We start from the raw sequence: 16,600 nt of genomic DNA, 5'->3' as shown, positions 1-16,600 counted from the left end.
GGATCGTCGCCTACCTGTACGAGGCGCTGATCCGTGCGTTTGGGCTGATCGGCACGCAGGGCCGGTGCTGCGGTTGCTGCTGACTGGCCGGGATGACCTTTCCGCGTTTGCGGCTGCGGAACTGGCGGAGCTGGGGGCCGGTTCCGGGTGGAGGCCGCGGCCGTGCTCCAGCAACGGATCGAGGACGACCACTGGTCGACCAGCCAACGAATCTTCGCCGCAGAGGAGCTGCTCAGACTGGGGGACATCGACTTGGGTGCAGCAGCTCGCTACCTGAAGGAAATCGCCACGACTGAAGGCGACGAGCCGGACTTCCACATGCGGATACCGGCGTTGCGGACGTGGTGGCAGTACTCGCACGGAGATCGGCCGTTGGTCGTCAAGATGGCACAGGAGCTGGGTGAGACCGCCCAGAACGCGTGGCAGCGTAAGGCCGTCGCCGAGTTCCTCAGACTGGTGGAAACCTTGCCCGCGCTTGAGGGTTTCGGCTGAGCCGGTGGGGCGAGCCGGAGCCCGCCCCACCCGCGTGCTCAGCGCAGCCCGTTGTCCAGCGCCGTGGTGAGTGAGCCGTTCCCGGTGTCCCCGGACATCTCCCACACCATCGCGCCCAACAGGTTCTTGCTCTTCAGCCAGGCCGTCTTCTTGCCGATCGACCAGGCGTCGTCGAAACTCCACCACTGGCCGTTGTTGCCGGTGTAGCCGTAGGTGGACACCGACTGCTCGTCGTGGTGGATCGTCATGCCCGGCACGCTGGCGAGCAGGTTGCTGTAACCACGTGTGCCCGCCTCCTCGGCGAACTGGCCTGGCGCGGCCCCGTTCGCGGCCTGCCACTCGCCCTTCTTGCCACCGTCGGTGACCTGCTGCCAGCCGCGGCCGTAGTAGGCGAAGCCGATGGTGAGCTTGCGCGGGTTCACCCCGGCCTTGAGGTAGTGGTTGACCGCGTTCTCCACGCTGAAGTGGACGTTGTACGGGTCCTCGGTGTCGGTGTACAGGTTGCCCTGGTGGCCGGTTCGCTTGGGCTCCCAGGAGTTGTCGCTGCCGGCGCCGTGGAAGTCGTAGCCCTGGACGTTGGCCATGTCGAGGTACTTGAAGACGTGGTCGGGTCCGGAGATCTCCCAGCCCGCGTCGACCTTGGCCGGGTCGGCGGGGGTGAAGGCGGTCAGCTGGTACTGCTTCTTGTTCTGCTGGCCCAGCGCGTCCAGCTGCCGCCGGAACTCCGCCACCAGCAGGGTGTTGTTGCGCTTGTCGTTGGGGCTGATGTGGTTGCCCGCGTGCCCTTCGGCGCCCGGCCACTCCCAGTCCAGGTCGATGCCGTCGAAGATGCCGGCGGCCGAGCCCGCGCCGCCCGCGCCGTTGTAGGTGGGCAGGTTGCCCTTGATGTAGATGTCGAGGCAGCTGCTGACGAACTTCTTGCGGGCCGCGTCGGTGGCGGCCACGTCGGAGAAGTACTTCGAGTAGGTCCAGCCGCCGAGTGAGATCAACACCTTCAGGTGCGGGTGCTTGGCCTTGAGCTTGCGGAGCTGGTTGTAGTTGCCGCGCAACGGTTCCCAGCCGGTGTCGGCCACCCCGTCCACCGACTGCCCGGCGGCGAACGGACGGCTGTAGTCGGCCTCGGCGTCGCCTGCCCCGTCACCCTGGTTCGGGTCCTGCGGGTCGGCGCTGGTGCCCTTGGTGACGCCCTGCAGACAGGTCAGGTTGACCGGGTCGATGTTGGCGAAGGCGTAGTTGATGTGGGTCAGCTTGGCCGCGGCGCCGCTGGTGTCCAGGTTGCGCACGAAGAACTGGCGGCCGTAGATGCCCCACTGCACGAAGTAGCCGACCCTGGCGTGTTTGCCGGGACCGACCAGGTCGTCGGTGGTCACCGCGACCTCGTTGCTCAGCGCGGACTGGTTGTCGTAGTTGTCCCTCGCCCGCACGGTGAACCGGTAGGCGGTGCTCGGCGACAGACCCTCCACAGTGGACGATGTGCCGGTCACGGTCGCGGCATATACACCATCGCGATATATATCGTAGTTCGCGATACCCGAGTTGTCGGTGGAGGCGTTCCAGGCCAGCGCGACGCTGGTGGAGGTCTTGCCGGTGCTGCGCAGGTTGCCGGGCACGGTCGGCGGCTGGGTGTCGTCGCCGGGGTTGTTGGTGCGCACGGTGACCGCCGCGCTGGCCGGGGAGAGGTTGCCCCTGGTGTCGCGGGCCTTGACGGTGAAGGTGTAGTCGGTGTTCGGGGTCAGGCCGGTCACCGTGCCGGAGGTCCCGGTCACCGAGACCACGCCGGCGCCGCCGGTGATCTCGTAGCCCGCGACCGGGAAGTCACCGGCCACGGCCGCGGTCCAGGCCAGGGTGACGGTCTTGGTGGTCTTGCCGATGCTTCGCAGGCCGGTCGGGGCCTCCGGGCCGCGGTCGGCCGCGCCGTCGCACTTGTTGCCGTTGATCCGGCAGTTCGCGGGCACGCCGGTCCCGGTGAGCTGGAAGGTCGGGCTGTACGGCTCGGTGGTCGCGCCCGGGTTGACCCTGGCGTTGTAGTGCTCGTGGTCGATGGTGACCCGGTTGCCGGACACCGTGGTCTTGCCGTACCAGGTGTTGCTCACCGTGGTGCCGGCCGGCAGGTCGAACTCGATCTTCCAGCCGGTGATCGCCGCGGCGGTGGGGTTGCTGATGACGTACTTGCCCTGCCGGTCCGCGCCGGAGTAGCTGGCGGTGAGCCCGGCGGCGGCGCTGGCCGCGGGGGCGAGGGCGGTGAGTCCGAGCAGGGGAAGGAGCAACAGGGCCGTGCCGGCGGCGAGCGCCCGGCGGCTCCTGGCGAGGGCGGAGCTGATCCTGGACATGGTTCTCCCTCACAGGGATTCGCGCGCGCTCGGCGGAGCGCGCGGCGGAACTGAAGAACCAGCGGCGGATCGGAGTTCCCCGACGTTGCACCGAAGTTAGGACGACCGGCCACGGACGTCAATGGGTCTAGACCATTTGGGTCCGGCTCAGGAGCCGAACCGGCTACCCACCCGCACCGGGGCCACCGGCGCGCGCACGTCCCCGGCCGACACCGTCCCGGACACCTCGCCCCCGGGGCTGAACACGCTGACGTGCAAGGAGATCCGGACCGTCACCTGGGCGCCCGGGGCGAGCGCTCCGCTGACCGAGCACTCGGCCACCCGGCCCTGCTGCGCGCACCGGGTGCCATTGCCGCCCCGCGCGATGACCCACTCGGGCAGGGACAACCGGACCCGCACCGGCTCGGAGGCGGCGGTGCCGAGGTTGCGCACGGTCAGCCAGTAGCGAGCGGTGCCGCCGGGATGCGTCCGGCTGGACTCGGCGCTGGCGACCAGCCGGGCCTGGGCCGGCGGCGGGGGAGTGGTGGTCGGCGGAGGCGTGGTGGTGGTCGGAGGAGGCGAGGTGGTTGTGGTGGGGGTGGTGGTCGGGGCGCTGGTCGGCGTCCGGGGCGGGAGCGGGGTGGTGGGTGAGGGGTGGGGGTTGTGGTGGGCGGGGTTGGGGTGGGCGGGGTGGTGGTGGACGGGGGAGTGGGCGGGGGTGGGGTCGATGGGGTGGTCGGCTGGGTGGAGGGGGCCGGGCTTGGTGAGGTCGGGAGGGCCGCCGGTGGGGTTTGGACCCGGGGCTGGGCGGCTTCGGAGGGCTGGGCGGCCAGCGCGATGCTCACCGCGCCCACCCCGGCCGCGACCGCCACCAGCGCGGAGAAGGACTGGCCCAGCGAGCCGCCGGCACCGCCCGCGCCACCGCCAGCACCGCCGCCCGAACCGCCAGCACCCCCGCCGCCCGCGATTCCGTTGTCGCCAGCACTGCCCGCTCCGCCCGCGCCAGCCGCGCCGCCGCTCGCACCCGCCGCGCCAGCCGCACCGCCGAGTCCGCTGTCGCTCGCCGCGGCCGCCAGGTACCCGGCCGCCCCGACTCCCAGCACCAACGGTCCCGCCGCCGCTCGCAGCGCGCCGTTGAGGTCCACCAGTTCCGCCGCCAGTGCCCGGCACTGCTCGCAGGTGTCCAGGTGCGTCTCCACCTGCGCCGCCTCGCGCTTGGACAACCGGCTCCGGGTCCACGCGCCCAGCCGCTCGACCGTGGCGCGGCAGCGGCCGTTGTCCGTGTCGGCCAGGTGGACCTGCAGGTATGCCTGGCGCAGGCCCTCGCGGGCGCGGTAGGCCAGTGCGGAGACGCCGTTGGGGTTGAGGCCGAGCAGGGGGGCGACCTCGGCGGGGTTGTGGCCTTCGATCTCGGTGTACCAGAGCACCGCCTGCCAGCGTTCCGGCAGCCGCTGGAAGGCCTTGGCGGCCAGGGAGCGCTCGATGTCCTCGAACACGCTGGCCTGGGTCTCCACCTGGTCCGGGACCTCGCCCAGGTCGTCGCTGAGGGTGACCGGCTTGGCCCGCCGGTGCCGTTCGTAGGCGATGTTGCGCAGGGTGGTCAGCAGGTAGGAGCGGAACGCCAGCTCTGGGCCCTTGCCCGCCCGCAGCGCGTCCAGGACCTTGGTGAACGCCTCGGCGACCAGGTCGTCCACCTCGCTGGCGGCGCTGGCCAGCTGGCGGGCGAAGGCGGTCGCGGAGCCGACGTGCCGCCGGTACAGCTCGCCGTAACCGTCGGTGACACCGGCCCTGACCATGGTGATCAGCTCAGCGTCGCTGGGCACCTCGGCTCCTGGGGGTGTCTCCGACATTGCTCGTCCTCCGAACGGGGGCAGGGTCCGCCTGAGTGGGGGACCCCGTTCCCCCGGGTTCATGACGCGAACCCGGGGGACTGCGAGCTAAGTCATGCCGGAGCGCGGGCTACCCGGCGATCTTGGCCACCGCCTCCTGGACCGGGGTGTCGCCAGCGGTGAGCTCGACGGTCAGGCCGGCGGCGGCGGGGGTGTCCAGCAGGGCGAGCAGCACCGCGGCCACATCGGCCCTGGTGACCTGGGTGGGCTCGACCTTCGCCGCCAGGGTGACCCGGCCGGTCGGCTCCTCGTTGGTCAGGGTGACCGGGCGCAGGACGGTCCAGTCCAGGTCCCGGCGGCGCAGGTCCTCATCGGCCGCGCCCTTGGCCCGCAGGTAGTCGGCGAAGCTGGCCGGGTAGTCGCCCTGGGGGTCGGTGTCCGCGCCGTAGGAGGAGATCATCAGGTAGCGGCGCACCCCGGCCCGCTCGGCCGCCTCGGCCAGCAGCGCGGCCGCGCCGAGGTCCACGTTCTGCTTGCGGTCACTGCCGTCGGCCGACTTCTTGCCGCCCGCGCCCGCGGCGAAGACCACCGCGTCCGCCCCGGCCAGGCAGGCCACCACCTGCTCCACGGTGGCCGACTCCAGGTCCAGCTCCACCGGTTCGGCGCCCACGGCGCGCAGGTCGGCGGCGTGCTCGGGGTTGCGGATGAGCCCGGCCACGCTGTCGCCCCTGGCGGCGAGCAGGGCTTCGAGCTTGAGGGCGATCTGGCCGTGGCCTCCGGCGATGACGACGCGCATGCGGCCAAGGCTAATCCGGCCCGCCCCGGTGCGCCGGACGCGACCGGGGCGGGAGCCGGGGGATCAGTTGCCGCTGAGCTTCTCCACCGCGGCCAGCAGCACGCAGGTCACCACGCCCTCCATGGCCAGCGCGACCTCGCGGATCTCCGGGAAGGTCGGCGCCAGCCGGATGTTGCGGTCCCGCGGGTCGTTGCCGCCGGGGAAGGTGGCGCCGGCCGGGGTCAGCACGATGCCGGCCTCCTTGGCCAGCTGCACCACGCGCTTGGCGGTGCCGTCGAGCACGTCCAGGCTGATGAAGTAGCCGCCCTTGGGCTTGCTCCAGGCCGCCACCCCGGTGCCACCGAGACGCTTGTCCAGCATGTGCAGCACCATGTCGAACTTCGGCGCGATCACCTCGCGCTGCTTGACCATGTGCGCCAGCAGGCCGTCGGTGTCCTTGAGGAAGGCCACGTGCCGCAGCTGGTTGACCTTGTCCGGGCCGATGGTGCCGAAGCTCTGGTTCTTGGTCAGCCAGGCCACGTTCTCCGGCGAGCCGCCGAAGAAGGCCACCCCCGCCCCGGCGAAGGTGATCTTCGAGGAGGAGGCGAAGATGAAGGGGCGGTTGGGGTTCCCGGCCTCGGTCGCCAGCTCCAGCACGTTGGCGATCTCGATGGACTCCTCGGTGAGGTGGTGCAGCGCGTAGGCGTTGTCCCAGAACAGCCGGAAGTCCTTGGCCGCGGCCGGCATCGAGGCCAGGCGGCGCACCGTGTCCTCGGAGTAGACCGCGCCGGTGGGGTTGGCGTACTTGGGCACGCACCAGATGCCCTTGATCGAGGCGTCCTGCGCGACCAGCCGTTCCACCACGTCCATGTCGGGGCCGTGCTCGGTCATCGGCACCGGCACCGGCTCGATGCCGAACTGCGCCAGCAGCGAGAAGTGCCGGTCGTAACCGGGCACCGGGCAGAGGAACTTGACCTGCTGACCCACCCACGGCTCACCGTCGACCGGGCCCTTGAGCAGCGAGAACACGATGGTCTCGTGCATCACCGCGAGGCTGGAGTTGCCCAGCGCCAGCAGCTGCGGCACCGGCACGCCCAGCGGGCCGCTGAAGATCTCGCGCAGCTCCGGCAGACCCAGCAGACCACCGTAGTTGCGGGTGTCGGTGCCCCCGGCGGAGAAGATGTCCTTGCCCGGCAAGGTGAGCAGCTCGTTGGCCAGGTCGAGCTGCTCGGCGGCGGGCTTGCCCCTGGTGAGGTCCAGCTTCAGGTTCTGCGCCTTCAGCTCCTCGTAGGCCTTGCGCAGATCGGCCAGGGGGGCGGGCAGCTCGCCGGCGTCCAGCTTGGTCAGTTCCATGCCCCGCATTTTCCGCGCTCAGCGCAGCTCGGTGCCCACCGGGGTCTCCGCGCGGAACAGGTCCAGCACCGGGGAGTGCCGGTCGACCTCCTGGCGCAGCAGCTCGTAGCGCTCCCTGGCCTCCGGCCCGTCCAGCCGGACCCGCACCGTGATGCCGGTGAACCCGGGCCTGGTGTGCTCGGTGAGCCCGAAGAACCCGCGCCGGTCCAGCTCCCCGGTCACCTCCACCGACACCGAGCTGAGCCGGATGCCCAGGCGCGCGGCCCAGAACTGGTAGGTGAGGACCTGACAGGAGCCCAGCGAGGCCAGCGCGTACTCCACCGGGTTCGGCCCGGCGTCCGCGCCGCCGCGGGCCACGCACTCGTCCGCGGTCTGCTCGTGGCCGCGGACGCGCACCCGCACCCTGGTGTCCGTCCCGGCGACCACCGCGCAGTGCGCGTCGAAGACCGCCCCGGCGTGGTACGGATCCTCGGCGACCGCGCTGCGCGTGGCCTCGAAAACATCGGTCAACGACATGACGGCACTCCCGGGGGAATTGAGCGAATACCGAATCGTGCTGACCCGAACGACGCCCGGTCAAGGTGCGGAACAATGTTCTTCGACCGGGTGGGGGAATTCCTCTCACATGGTGGGCGCTTTCCGCCGGTCACCCCGGAGCGCTGCTAGCCTCGCTAGCGTGACCACCCTGGTATCCCGTATCCACGTCGACCTGCGACGTGTGACGACCATGGCCTGTCGCCGCTCTCCCGCTGCCTGACCTCGTCACAGGCCACCGCGTCTGCCAATTCACCCGCGTTCGTTATTCGGGCGTTCGGGGCTATTCAGCGTGTCCGCGAATCGCTTTTCTCATTCGGCGGGCGGCCGGGTGTCTTTGCGGATCGGGTGCTCTTCCGGCACCTCCACCAGCACGATCCGCACCCCGTCCGGATCGCTGATCCACATCTCGTGCAGGCCCCACGGCTCGCACTTCGGCTCGCGGGTGATCTCCACCCCGCGCCCGGCGAGCTCCCGGTGCGTGGCCGCGAGGTCGCGCACCTGCAACCACAGCGCGAAGCCACCGCCGCCGCCCTCGCCGCCGTGCCCGGAGACCTCCAGGTAGCCCTGGCCGAGGAAGAACACCGTGCCGCCGGGGAACTCCCGCGCGATGGCCAGTCCGAGCGTGTCCCGGTAGAACTCGGTGCTGCGCCGAGGATCCCTCGGCCGCAGGATGACGCGGCTGTTGATCGGGTGCACGCCGGACCTCCCTCAGCCCTTGATCCCCGCGCTGGTGATTCCCCGCACCACCTGCCGCTGAAACACCAGGAAGAACAGCAGCAACGGCAGCCCGCCGAGCAGGCTGGAGGCCATCACCTGGGCGTAGCGCAGGCCGTAGCTGCTCTGCACCGAGGCCAGGCCGACCGGGATGGTCATCATCTCCGGGTCGGTGGCCACGATGAACGGCCACAGGAAGTTGTTCCAGGTGGTGACGAAGGTGAAGATGGCGACGGCGGCCAGCGCCGGACGGGCCAGCGGCAGCATGATGCTCCAGTAGATCCGCCACCGGCTCGCGCCGTCCACCAGGGCCGCCTCCTCCACCTCCCTGGGCACGCCGTCGAAGAACTTCTTCAGCACGTACACCATGGCGGGCAACACGATCTGCGGCAGGATCAGACCCCAGTAGGTGTCCACCAGGCCGAGCCCGGCCAGCTGGCTGAACAGCGGCACGATCAGCACCTGCGGCGGCACCACGATCCCGGCCACCACCAGCCACAGCAACCCCCGGCGGCCGCGGAACTCGGTGCGCGCGAAGCCGTAGGCGGCCATGCTGGCCAGCAGCACGGTCACCAGGGTCACCAGCACGCCGACCAGCACGCTGTTGGCGAACCAGCCGAGCAGCCCGGTCTCGGTCAGCACCCGCTCAAAAGCTTCCAGCGTCGGGCGTTCGGGCAGCCAGCGCACCGGGATCTTCGTGGTGTCGGCCTCCGGTCGCAGCGCGGTGGACAGCGCCCAGCCCAAGGGCAGCAACCACATCAGCGCCAGCGCCAGCGCCACCGAGAACCGGGCGGTGCGCGCGGCCGGGCGCTCCCGGTCGAAGGCGCTCACGAGAGCCGCTCCTGCCTGGCCCGCAGGATCCGGAACTGCACCACGGCCAGCAGCACGATCAGCGCGAAGAACAGGTAGGAGATCGCCGCGGCGTAGCCCACCCGGAACTTGGTGAACCCGCTTTCGTAGATGTACTGCACGATGCTGCGCACCTCGGGGTTGGTGCCGCCGGTGAGCAGGTAGACCTGGTCGAAGACCTTGAGCGAGGCCAGGATCTGCAACACCAGCACCAGCACGTGCGTGCGGCGCAACAGCGGCAGCGTGATCGAGCGCAGCCGCGCCCAGCCGCCCGCCCCGTCCAGTGCGGCCGCCTCGTGCAGCTCGCGCGGGACCTCCTGCAGCCCGGCCAGGTAGAGCAGGTAGTTGAAGCCTGCCGTCCACCAGACCGTGGTGACCACAATGGACACCATCAGCACGCCGTTGTCGCTGAGCCAGCCCACCTCGCCGAGGCCCAGCCAGGCCAGGGTGTCGTTGATCAGGCCGAAACCCGGTTGGTAGAGCCAGGTCCAGATCAGCACCACCACCGAGACCGGCAGCAGGTACGGGGCGAAGAAGGCCAGCCGGAACAGCCAGGCCGCGGGTAGTTTCCGGTGCGTCAGCAGGGCGAGGCCGAGGCCGATGGCCACCAGCGGCGGGGTGCTGAGCAGGGTGAAGACCAGGGTGTTCCACAGCGACCGCCACACCGCCGGATCGCCGAGCAGTTCGGTGTAGTTATCGAGGCCGACCCAGGCGTCCGAGCCCGCGCCGGTGATGCTCTGGTTGGTGAGGCTCATCTTCAGCCCGAGCAGCAGCGGCACCACCAGGAACGCCAGGTACAGCAGCAGGAACGGGGCCACGAACCAGAAGCCGGACCACTGGCGGCCGCGCACGGGGGAGCTCCCGGCGGCTCCCGGCCGGTGCGCGCTCACAGCTGCGGCCTCGGCGTGGCCAGCAGCGCGCGCATGGCCGAGCTGAACTCCCCGATCGCCGCCTCCGGGCTCAGCCCGCCCGCGCACACCTGGCTGAACACCGCGCCCGCCCGGTTCTGCAGGTCCGAGGCGGCCCCGCCGAACCAGCACGGCGGGTCCAGCTCCAGGTCGGCCGCGGCCGAGGCGTACCGGGCCGCCGGGCCCAGCTCGGCGTAGGCCGTGCTCTCGGCCACCGGGCGGTAGGCGGGGATGTGCCCGCCCTTGGCCCAGGTCAGGCTGTGCTGGAGCAGGAAGCGGGCGAAGTCCAGGGCGACCCTGGTGCGGGCCGGGTCGCGGTCGTCGCGGTGCGGCAGCACCAGCGCGTGCGAGTCGCCGTGCACTCCGGCCGTGTCATATATCGCCGGGAAGGGTATGACGTCGAACGGAGTGTCCTGTTCGACGAAGGTGGGCAGCTCCCACTCCCCGTTCCAGAAGAACCCGGCCTGGCCGCTGCCGAACATGGCCACCGCGGCGTTGTTGTTCACATCGCCGCGGGCCACCCCCGACTCCACCGTCAGCGCGCGCAGGAACCGCAGCGCGCGCAGCGCCTTGGCCTCCTCCAGCATCAGCCTGGTCGCCGACGGGTCGAACAGCTCGCCGCCCTGCTGGCGGTACAGCGTCCAGAACAGCCGCCACGGGTTGATGTCCGCGGACACCGCCATCACCAGTCCCTGCTGCGCCCCGGCCTGCTTCGCCGCGCGGAAGGCGTCCAGCACCTGCTCCTCGCCGCGCATCGGCTTGAGCCGCCCGTCCGGGCCGAGCAGGCCGGCCCGGCCGCAGATCTCGGTGTTGTAGAACAGCACCAGCGGGTGGGTGTCCAGCGGCAGCGCGTAGACCCGGCCCTGGTGCTGGGCGCGGGCCCACGCCGTGGCCGGGAAGGCCGCGGCGGTGAGCCCGAACTCGGCCAGCAGGTCGGGGTCGAAGGGGTCCAGCAGTCCGGCCGGGGCGTATCCGGCCAGCCGGGACAGGTGCAGCACCGCGACATCGGGCGCGCGACCGCCGGCGGCGGCCATGGCCAGCTTGGTGTAGTACGGGGTGCCCCAGGCCAGTGTGGTGGCCTGCACCGGCGTGCCCGGCCGGGCCTGGCGGAACGCCTCGACCAGCTCCACCATCCGGGCGCCGTCACCGCCGTTGAACAGGTTCCAGAACTTCAGCGGCGTCCCGGCGCCGGGCGGGGGCGGACCGCATGCGCCCGCGCCGGCAGTCCCCAGCCCCAGCGCGAGCGCAGCGGTCCCCTGGAGGAACCGCCGTCGGCCGAGAAACCCGTCCGCCCTGCTGCCCGGCGGGCCGGCCCCACGGCTGCGTCTCCACACGGTGCCTCCAGAACCCCCAGCACGACCAATCCCCCTCGGTCGCGCCCTGGTTTCTACAGCGTTGTAAACAACGATGTAAAGATGCGTCCGGGGGATGCGACCCGAACGGGCGTGAATTGTGACGATCCCGCGTCCCTGCCGTTTTACAACGATGTAAAGTACTCAGCCATGGGCGTGAGCCTCAAAGACGTCGCCGCGCTCGCCGGCGTGTCGGTGAAGACGGTGTCCAACGTCGTCAACGACTACGCCCACGTCAGCGAGCAGACCAGGGCCAAGGTGCGGCAGGCCATCACCGAGCTGGGCTACCAGCCGAACCTGACCGCACGGCACCTGCGCTACGGCCGCTCCGGCATCATCGCACTCGCCCTGCCGGAACTGGACATACCCTACTTCAGCGAACTGGCCAGATCGGTCATCAGCAGCGCGGAGGCCCAGTCCTGGGCGGTGCTGATCGAACAGACCGAGGGCCGGCGGGAGCGGGAGCTGCTGATCGCCTCCGGCCTGCGCTCGCGCACCGTGGACGGCCTGATCCTGAGCCCGCTCGCCCTCGACGGCGAGGACCTGGCGCGGCTGGGCGCGGAGCTGCCGGTGGTGCTGCTGGGCGAGCGGATCGGGCCGGGCGCCGCCGACCACGTGGTGATCGACAACGTGGCCGCCGCGCGCGCCGCCACCGAACACCTGATCGGCCTGGGCCGCCGCCGGATCGGCGCCATCGGGGCCAGGGCGGTGATCGGCCAGGACACCTCCAACCTGCGCCTGGCCGGCTACGCCCAGGCGCTGGGCACGGCGGGACTGCCCCTGGAGCCGGACCTGGTCATGCCGGTGCCGCGCTACCACCGCCCCGACGGCGCGCAGGCGATGGCCGCGCTGCTGGACGGGCCGGAGCCGCCGGACGCGGTGTTCTGCTTCAACGACCTGCTCGCCCTCGGCGCGCTGCGCACCCTGCTGGCCAGGGGACTGCGGGTGCCGGAGGACGTGGCGCTGGTCGGTGTGGACGACATCGAGGACGGCCGGTTCAGCACGCCGACGCTGACCACCATCCGCCCGGACAAGGCGCAGATCGCCACGGTCGCGGTGCGCATGCTGCTGGAGCGGATCAACGGCGCGGACATGCCGCCACGGGAGTTCCAGGCCGGGTTCACCCTGGAGGTCAGGGAGAGCACGGCCGGGCGGGCCGCCGGATGAGCGTGCGACTGCCGGTGCGTAACCACGGCGAGCGGATGCTGGCCGTCTACATCGAGCCGATCGCGGCGGACTACTGGCTGCGCCCGGACGAGGAGCTGACCGTGCTGGCCAGGGACGGCGCGCAGTTCTCCGTCTCCGTCGGCGCGGACGAGTCGGGCGAGCAGCTCACCGTGTGGATCTACCAGGACGGCGACCCGCACCAGGTGATCATGGACTACCAGGTGCTCGACGCCCGGGGCACGGAGCTGGAGTACGGGTACCAGCGGGTCGAGTGATCAGGCCAGGTGTGCCGGGAAACCGCCGGTGGCCACCGGGCCCCAGCGCTCCGGCGTGAGCCGCACGAGCGACTTGCCCTGTTCGCGCATCGCCTGGCGGTACTCGTCCCAGTCCGGATGCTCGCCGGAGATGCAGCGGAAGTACTCCACCAGCGGCTCCACCGAGTCCGGCGGGTCGATCACCTCCAGGGTGCCGTCGACCTGCACCCACGGGCCGTTCCAGTCGTCGGAGAGCACCACGATGCTGCCGCGCGGGTCGCGGCGGGCGTTGCGGGCCTTGGCCCGGTCCGGATAGGTCGAGACCACGATCCGGCCCTCGCTGTCCACCCCGCAGGAGACCGGGCTGGCCTGCGGGCCGCCGCCGGCCCTGGTGGTGATCAGCAGGCCGTGGTGGCGCGGGCGGAGGAACTCCAGCAGGGCGTCGCGGTCCACCTGGGTGTTGGTGGCGATGGGTCGGGGCACGGGTTCGAGCATAGGCTCTGAGCCGGTCCAGACCTCGGAGGTGTTGATGACGGAGAGCGTGCGTGCCGCCGCCGCGATCGAGGGGCGGTCCATCGACCCGGTGCCCGAGGCGGAGCGGCACGGCAGGCCGCGCAGCCTGTTCACGCTGTGGTTCGCGGCCAACATGCAGGTCACCGCCGCCGTCACCGGCGCGCTCACCCTGCTCAGCGGCCTGCACCCGCTGTGGGCGCTGGTCGCGATCGCGCTGGGCAACGTCCTGGGCGGGGTGCCGATGGCGCTGCACGCGGCGCAGGGCCCCAAGCTCGGGGTGCCGCAGATGATCCAGAGCAGGGCGCAGTTCGGCGTGTACGGCGCGGTGCTGCCGCTGGTGCTCGTGGTGATCATGTACCTGGGCTTCTTCGCCAGCGGCAACGTCCTTGGCGGACAAGCGATCTCAGGCATCAGCGGACTGCCGATCGACGTCAGCATCGTGCTCTACGCCGCGCTGTCCGGGGTGTTCGCGGTGATCGGCTACCGGCTGATCCACCGGTTCGGCTGGCTGGCCTCCGCGCTGTCGGTGGTGGTGTTCGTGTACCTGTCGATCCGGCTGGTCGGCACCCAGGACCTGGGCGCGGTGCTGGCCGCGCCCCGGCTGGAGTTCGGCAAGTTCCTGCTGGCGCTCTCCCTCACCGCCTCCTGGCAGCTGACCTTCGGGCCCTATGTCGCCGACACCTCCCGCTACCTGCCCTCGGCGACCTCGGTGCGGGCCACGTTCTGGTGGACCTACGGCGGCACCGTGCTCGGCGCGGTGTGGGCGATGTCCTTCGGCGCGCTGGCCTACGCGGTGGCCGGCAACGCCTTCAAGGGCAAGGAGGTCGCCTACCTGGTCGGGCTGGGGCACGCCGGGCTGGTGGTGCCGCTGCTGCTGTCCATCGCGCTGGGCAAGTTCACCGTGAACGTGCTCAACATCTACGGCGGCTACATGTCGGTGGCCACCACCTTCACCGCCTTCACCCGGCGCGCGGCGCTCTCACCGGGCGTCCGGATCGGGTACGTGGCCGCGATCGCGGTGCTCGGCGCGGTGCTGGCCATCCTCGGCCGCGGCGAGTTCCTGAAGAACTTCGTGCTGTTCCTGGAGTTCCTGCTCTACTTCCTCACCCCGTGGAGCGCGATCAACCTCATCGACTTCTACGCGGTGCGCCGGGAGCGCTACGACCTGGCCGCGATCTACGACCCGGACGGTGTGTACGGCCGGTGGGGTGTGCCGGCGCTCATGGCATACGCGGCCGGGGTGCTGGTGCAGATCCCGTTCGCCAACGTGCCGGGCGTGTTCACCGGTTTCCTGGCCCCGCTGCTGGGCGGGGCGGACATCGCCTGGCTGCTCGGGCTGGCCGTGCCCGCCGGGTTGTACCTGGTTTTCTCGCGGCGCCAGGCAACGCGAACCGGGGTGTCCTCCGTCCAGAGGACATGAGACAGCTGGGCAGAGCGAGAACGGGTTGGGTGCGCGCCGGCGTGACGACGGTGGTGGCCGGGGTGCTGGCCGGTGGTGCGGTCTCCGCGTCCGGCCCACTGGCCCAGACCTCGCCGCCCTTGATGTCCGAGGCGGCGGTCCGGCTGGTCGCCTACGACTCCTGCCCGGCCGCGCTGACCGGGTTCCGGGACGCGGCCTCCGCGGTGGTCAGCGCCTACGGCTTCGCCCAGCAGGGCAGGCCGGGCATCGACGCGCGCACCGGGGTGGAGCTGAGCTCCCCGGGCGCGGTCGAGGACCGGAGCTCCGGCCAGAAGTCCGCCGACCAGGGCTTCTCCACCACCAACCGGCACGAGGCCGGCGCGGATGAGCCGGACCTGGTGAAGAACGACGGGAAACGCCTGGTCTCCATCGTCGGCGGCAAGCTGCGGGTGATCGACGTGGCCAGTGCCAAGGTCACCGGCACGCTGGAGCTGCCGGACGGGCCCGCCACCCAGCTGCTCACCCACGGCGACCGCGCGCTGGTGATGACCTCCGGGGTGAGCCTGGCCCAGCCCAGGGTGGCGCCAAGGGAGGACTGGCCGACCGGGTCGGCCAAGCTGGTGCTGGTGGACCTCTCCGGCGCGCCGAAGATCCTGGGCAGCCTGGACGTCGACGGGTCCTATGTGGACGCTCGTCAGGTCGGCGGGGTGGCCAGGGTGGTGGTGCGCTCGATGCCGCGGCTGCCCTTCGCCTACCCGGACGGCAAGCTCTCCGCCGAGCAGGCGCTGCGGCGCAACCAGGACGTTGTGCGGGACTCCGCGATCGGCGACTGGCTGCCGCGCTACCGACTGTCCACTTCGGACGGTGAGACTTCGGGGCAGCTGGTGGACTGCGCGAAGGTGAGCCGGCCTGGCAGGTTCAGCGGCGGGTCCATGCTCACCGTGCTGACCCTGCCGCTGGACAAGCCGCTGGGCAAGGGCGATCCGGTGACCGTGGCCGCGGACGGGAACACCGTGTACGGCAACGAGAAGAGCCTCTACGTGGCCGACGACCAGTGGCCGCGCGCGGTGCCGCTGCGCGGGGGTGCGGAGGTCGCGCCGCAGCCGGAGCCGCGCACCCAGGTGCACCAGTTCAGCGTGGAGGGTGCGGCGCCGCCGAAGTACCTGGCCTCCGGGCAGGTGCCGGGCGCGCTGCTCAACCAGTACTCGCTGTCGGAGCACAACGGGAACCTGCGGATCGCCACCACGCTGACCCGCGGCGGCGCGCAGCCGCGCCAGGTGCCGGACTCGCAGAGCGCGGTCACCGTGCTGGCCAGGCAGGGCGACAAGCTCGCCGAGATCGGCAAGGTGGACGGGCTGGGCAAGGGGGAGCGGATCTACGCGGTGCGCTTCTTCGGCGACACCGGCTACGTGGTCACCTTCCGGCAGACCGACCCGCTGTACACCCTGGACCTCAGCGATCCGCGCCGCCCGCGCGCGGTGGGTGAGCTCAAGATCACCGGCTACTCGGCCTACCTGCACCGCGCGGGCGACGGCAGGCTGATCGGGGTCGGCCAGGAGGCCAGCGACCAGGGCCGGACGCTGGGCACCCAGGTGTCGCTGTTCGACGTGGCCGACCGGGCCAACCCGCGCCGGATCGCCCAGCGCCACCTGCCGGGCGCGTTCTCCGAGGCCGAGTTCGACCCGCACGCCTTCCTGTACTGGGAGCAGAGCGGCCTGCTGGTGCTGCCGGTGAGCCGGGGCTGGGCGGCCCCGCGCGGCGACCGTGCGCTGCCCCCGGCCGGTGGCGCGCTGGTGCTGCGGCTGGGCGGCGGGACCGTGGCCGAGGTGGGTCAGGTGGCGCACCCGCAGGACCGCTCGGCGGGCTCGGACGCCTCGGTCCGCCGCTCCCTGGTCGCCGCGGGCTCGCTGTGGACCCTGTCCGCCGCCGGGGTGAAACGCCAGGACCTCAACTCCCTGGCCGACCAGTCCTGGATCCCCTTCAGCTGACCGCCCCGATCCGCCAACACCCCGTACGAGATCGGCCAACACTGCGTCCAACTTCGGCCAACACGCCGGGAGGGTTTGTCGCCTCTCGGCGTGTTGGCCGATCTCGTACGGGGTGTTGGCCGTTGTGGGGCGGGTATTGGGCGGTTGCGTATATATCGGCG

The 16,600-nt window shown here is 71.3% G+C and carries 16 protein-coding genes; 5 read left to right on the top strand and 11 right to left on the bottom strand.

Annotation, left to right across the window (positions count from 1 at the left end):
* Positions 1-147 precede the first annotated feature (147 nt).
* The gene (locus N8J89_RS30140; protein ID WP_283660384.1) at positions 148-492 is read left to right on the top strand and encodes a hypothetical protein; all 345 of its coding nucleotides are present in this window, start codon (positions 148-150) and stop codon (positions 490-492) included.
* A 38-nt stretch (positions 493-530) separates the two neighbouring features.
* Here the strand turns inward: N8J89_RS30140 and N8J89_RS30135 are convergent, their stop codons facing one another.
* The 10 genes from N8J89_RS30135 to N8J89_RS30090 all read right to left on the bottom strand — a co-directional run bounded on the left by N8J89_RS30135 (position 531) and on the right by N8J89_RS30090 (position 11,100).
* Positions 531-2,822, bottom strand: coding sequence for a glycosyl hydrolase family 18 protein (locus tag N8J89_RS30135; protein WP_283660383.1), 2,292 nt, complete (start codon positions 2,820-2,822; stop codon positions 531-533).
* A gap of 147 nt (positions 2,823-2,969) precedes the next feature.
* Positions 2,970-3,254, bottom strand: coding sequence for a hypothetical protein (locus N8J89_RS30130; protein ID WP_283660382.1), 285 nt, complete (start codon positions 3,252-3,254; stop codon positions 2,970-2,972).
* A gap of 2 nt (positions 3,255-3,256) precedes the next feature.
* Complete coding sequence (locus N8J89_RS30125) at positions 3,257-4,651, bottom strand: sigma-70 family RNA polymerase sigma factor (RefSeq protein WP_283660381.1); 1,395 nt, start codon at positions 4,649-4,651, stop codon at positions 3,257-3,259.
* A 109-nt stretch (positions 4,652-4,760) separates the two neighbouring features.
* Positions 4,761-5,426 carry an NAD(P)H-binding protein gene (locus N8J89_RS30120; protein WP_283660380.1) on the bottom strand — a complete coding sequence of 222 codons (666 nt, stop codon included), beginning with the start codon at positions 5,424-5,426 and terminating at the stop codon, positions 4,761-4,763.
* A 63-nt stretch (positions 5,427-5,489) separates the two neighbouring features.
* Complete coding sequence (locus tag N8J89_RS30115; protein ID WP_283660379.1) at positions 5,490-6,758, bottom strand: aspartate aminotransferase type Ic; 1,269 nt, start codon at positions 6,756-6,758, stop codon at positions 5,490-5,492.
* 18 nt (positions 6,759-6,776) lie between these two features.
* Positions 6,777-7,274 (bottom strand): OsmC family protein, encoded by a 498-nt coding sequence (locus N8J89_RS30110; protein WP_283660378.1) that lies wholly within the window; start codon positions 7,272-7,274, stop codon positions 6,777-6,779.
* 330 nt (positions 7,275-7,604) lie between these two features.
* The gene (locus N8J89_RS30105) at positions 7,605-7,991 is read right to left on the bottom strand and encodes a VOC family protein (RefSeq protein ID WP_283660377.1); all 387 of its coding nucleotides are present in this window, start codon (positions 7,989-7,991) and stop codon (positions 7,605-7,607) included.
* Between the two features lie 12 nt (positions 7,992-8,003).
* Positions 8,004-8,840, bottom strand: a complete 837-nt coding sequence (locus N8J89_RS30100; RefSeq protein ID WP_283660376.1) for a carbohydrate ABC transporter permease — start codon at positions 8,838-8,840, stop codon at positions 8,004-8,006.
* A complete protein-coding gene (locus N8J89_RS30095; RefSeq protein ID WP_283660375.1) occupies positions 8,837-9,709 on the bottom strand; it encodes a carbohydrate ABC transporter permease in 873 nt (290 codons plus the stop codon). The genes N8J89_RS30100 and N8J89_RS30095 overlap by 4 nt, the downstream gene beginning before the upstream one ends.
* A gap of 35 nt (positions 9,710-9,744) precedes the next feature.
* On the bottom strand, positions 9,745-11,100 hold the full coding sequence (locus N8J89_RS30090) for an extracellular solute-binding protein (protein WP_283660374.1): 1,356 nt from the start codon (positions 11,098-11,100) through the stop codon (positions 9,745-9,747).
* 168 nt (positions 11,101-11,268) lie between these two features.
* Between N8J89_RS30090 and N8J89_RS30085 the strand changes: the two genes are divergently transcribed.
* Complete coding sequence (locus tag N8J89_RS30085) at positions 11,269-12,285, top strand: LacI family DNA-binding transcriptional regulator (RefSeq protein ID WP_283660373.1); 1,017 nt, start codon at positions 11,269-11,271, stop codon at positions 12,283-12,285.
* On the top strand, positions 12,282-12,560 hold the full coding sequence (locus tag N8J89_RS30080) for a hypothetical protein (RefSeq protein ID WP_283660372.1): 279 nt from the start codon (positions 12,282-12,284) through the stop codon (positions 12,558-12,560). Before N8J89_RS30085 ends, N8J89_RS30080 begins: the two co-directional genes overlap by 4 nt.
* On the opposite strand, the gene N8J89_RS30075 is transcribed toward N8J89_RS30080, so the two are convergent.
* Positions 12,561-13,022: a PPOX class F420-dependent oxidoreductase gene (locus N8J89_RS30075; protein WP_283660371.1), complete on the bottom strand. Its 462-nt coding sequence runs from the start codon at positions 13,020-13,022 to the stop codon at positions 12,561-12,563.
* 46 nt (positions 13,023-13,068) lie between these two features.
* Between N8J89_RS30075 and N8J89_RS30070 the strand changes: the two genes are divergently transcribed.
* Entirely contained in the window at positions 13,069-14,472 is a 1,404-nt protein-coding gene (locus tag N8J89_RS30070) for a purine-cytosine permease family protein (protein ID WP_283660370.1), read from the top strand.
* Positions 14,473-14,513: 41 nt separating this feature from the next.
* Positions 14,514-16,439: a beta-propeller domain-containing protein gene (locus N8J89_RS30065; protein ID WP_283660369.1), complete on the top strand. Its 1,926-nt coding sequence runs from the start codon at positions 14,514-14,516 to the stop codon at positions 16,437-16,439.
* The last annotated feature ends 161 nt before the right edge of the window (positions 16,440-16,600 follow it).

Source organism: Crossiella sp. CA-258035 (assembly GCF_030064675.1).
GTDB lineage: Bacteria > Actinomycetota > Actinomycetes > Mycobacteriales > Pseudonocardiaceae > Crossiella.
Note: the sequence above shows the minus strand (reverse complement) of the source record. Positions and strands in the feature narration are given on the sequence as shown.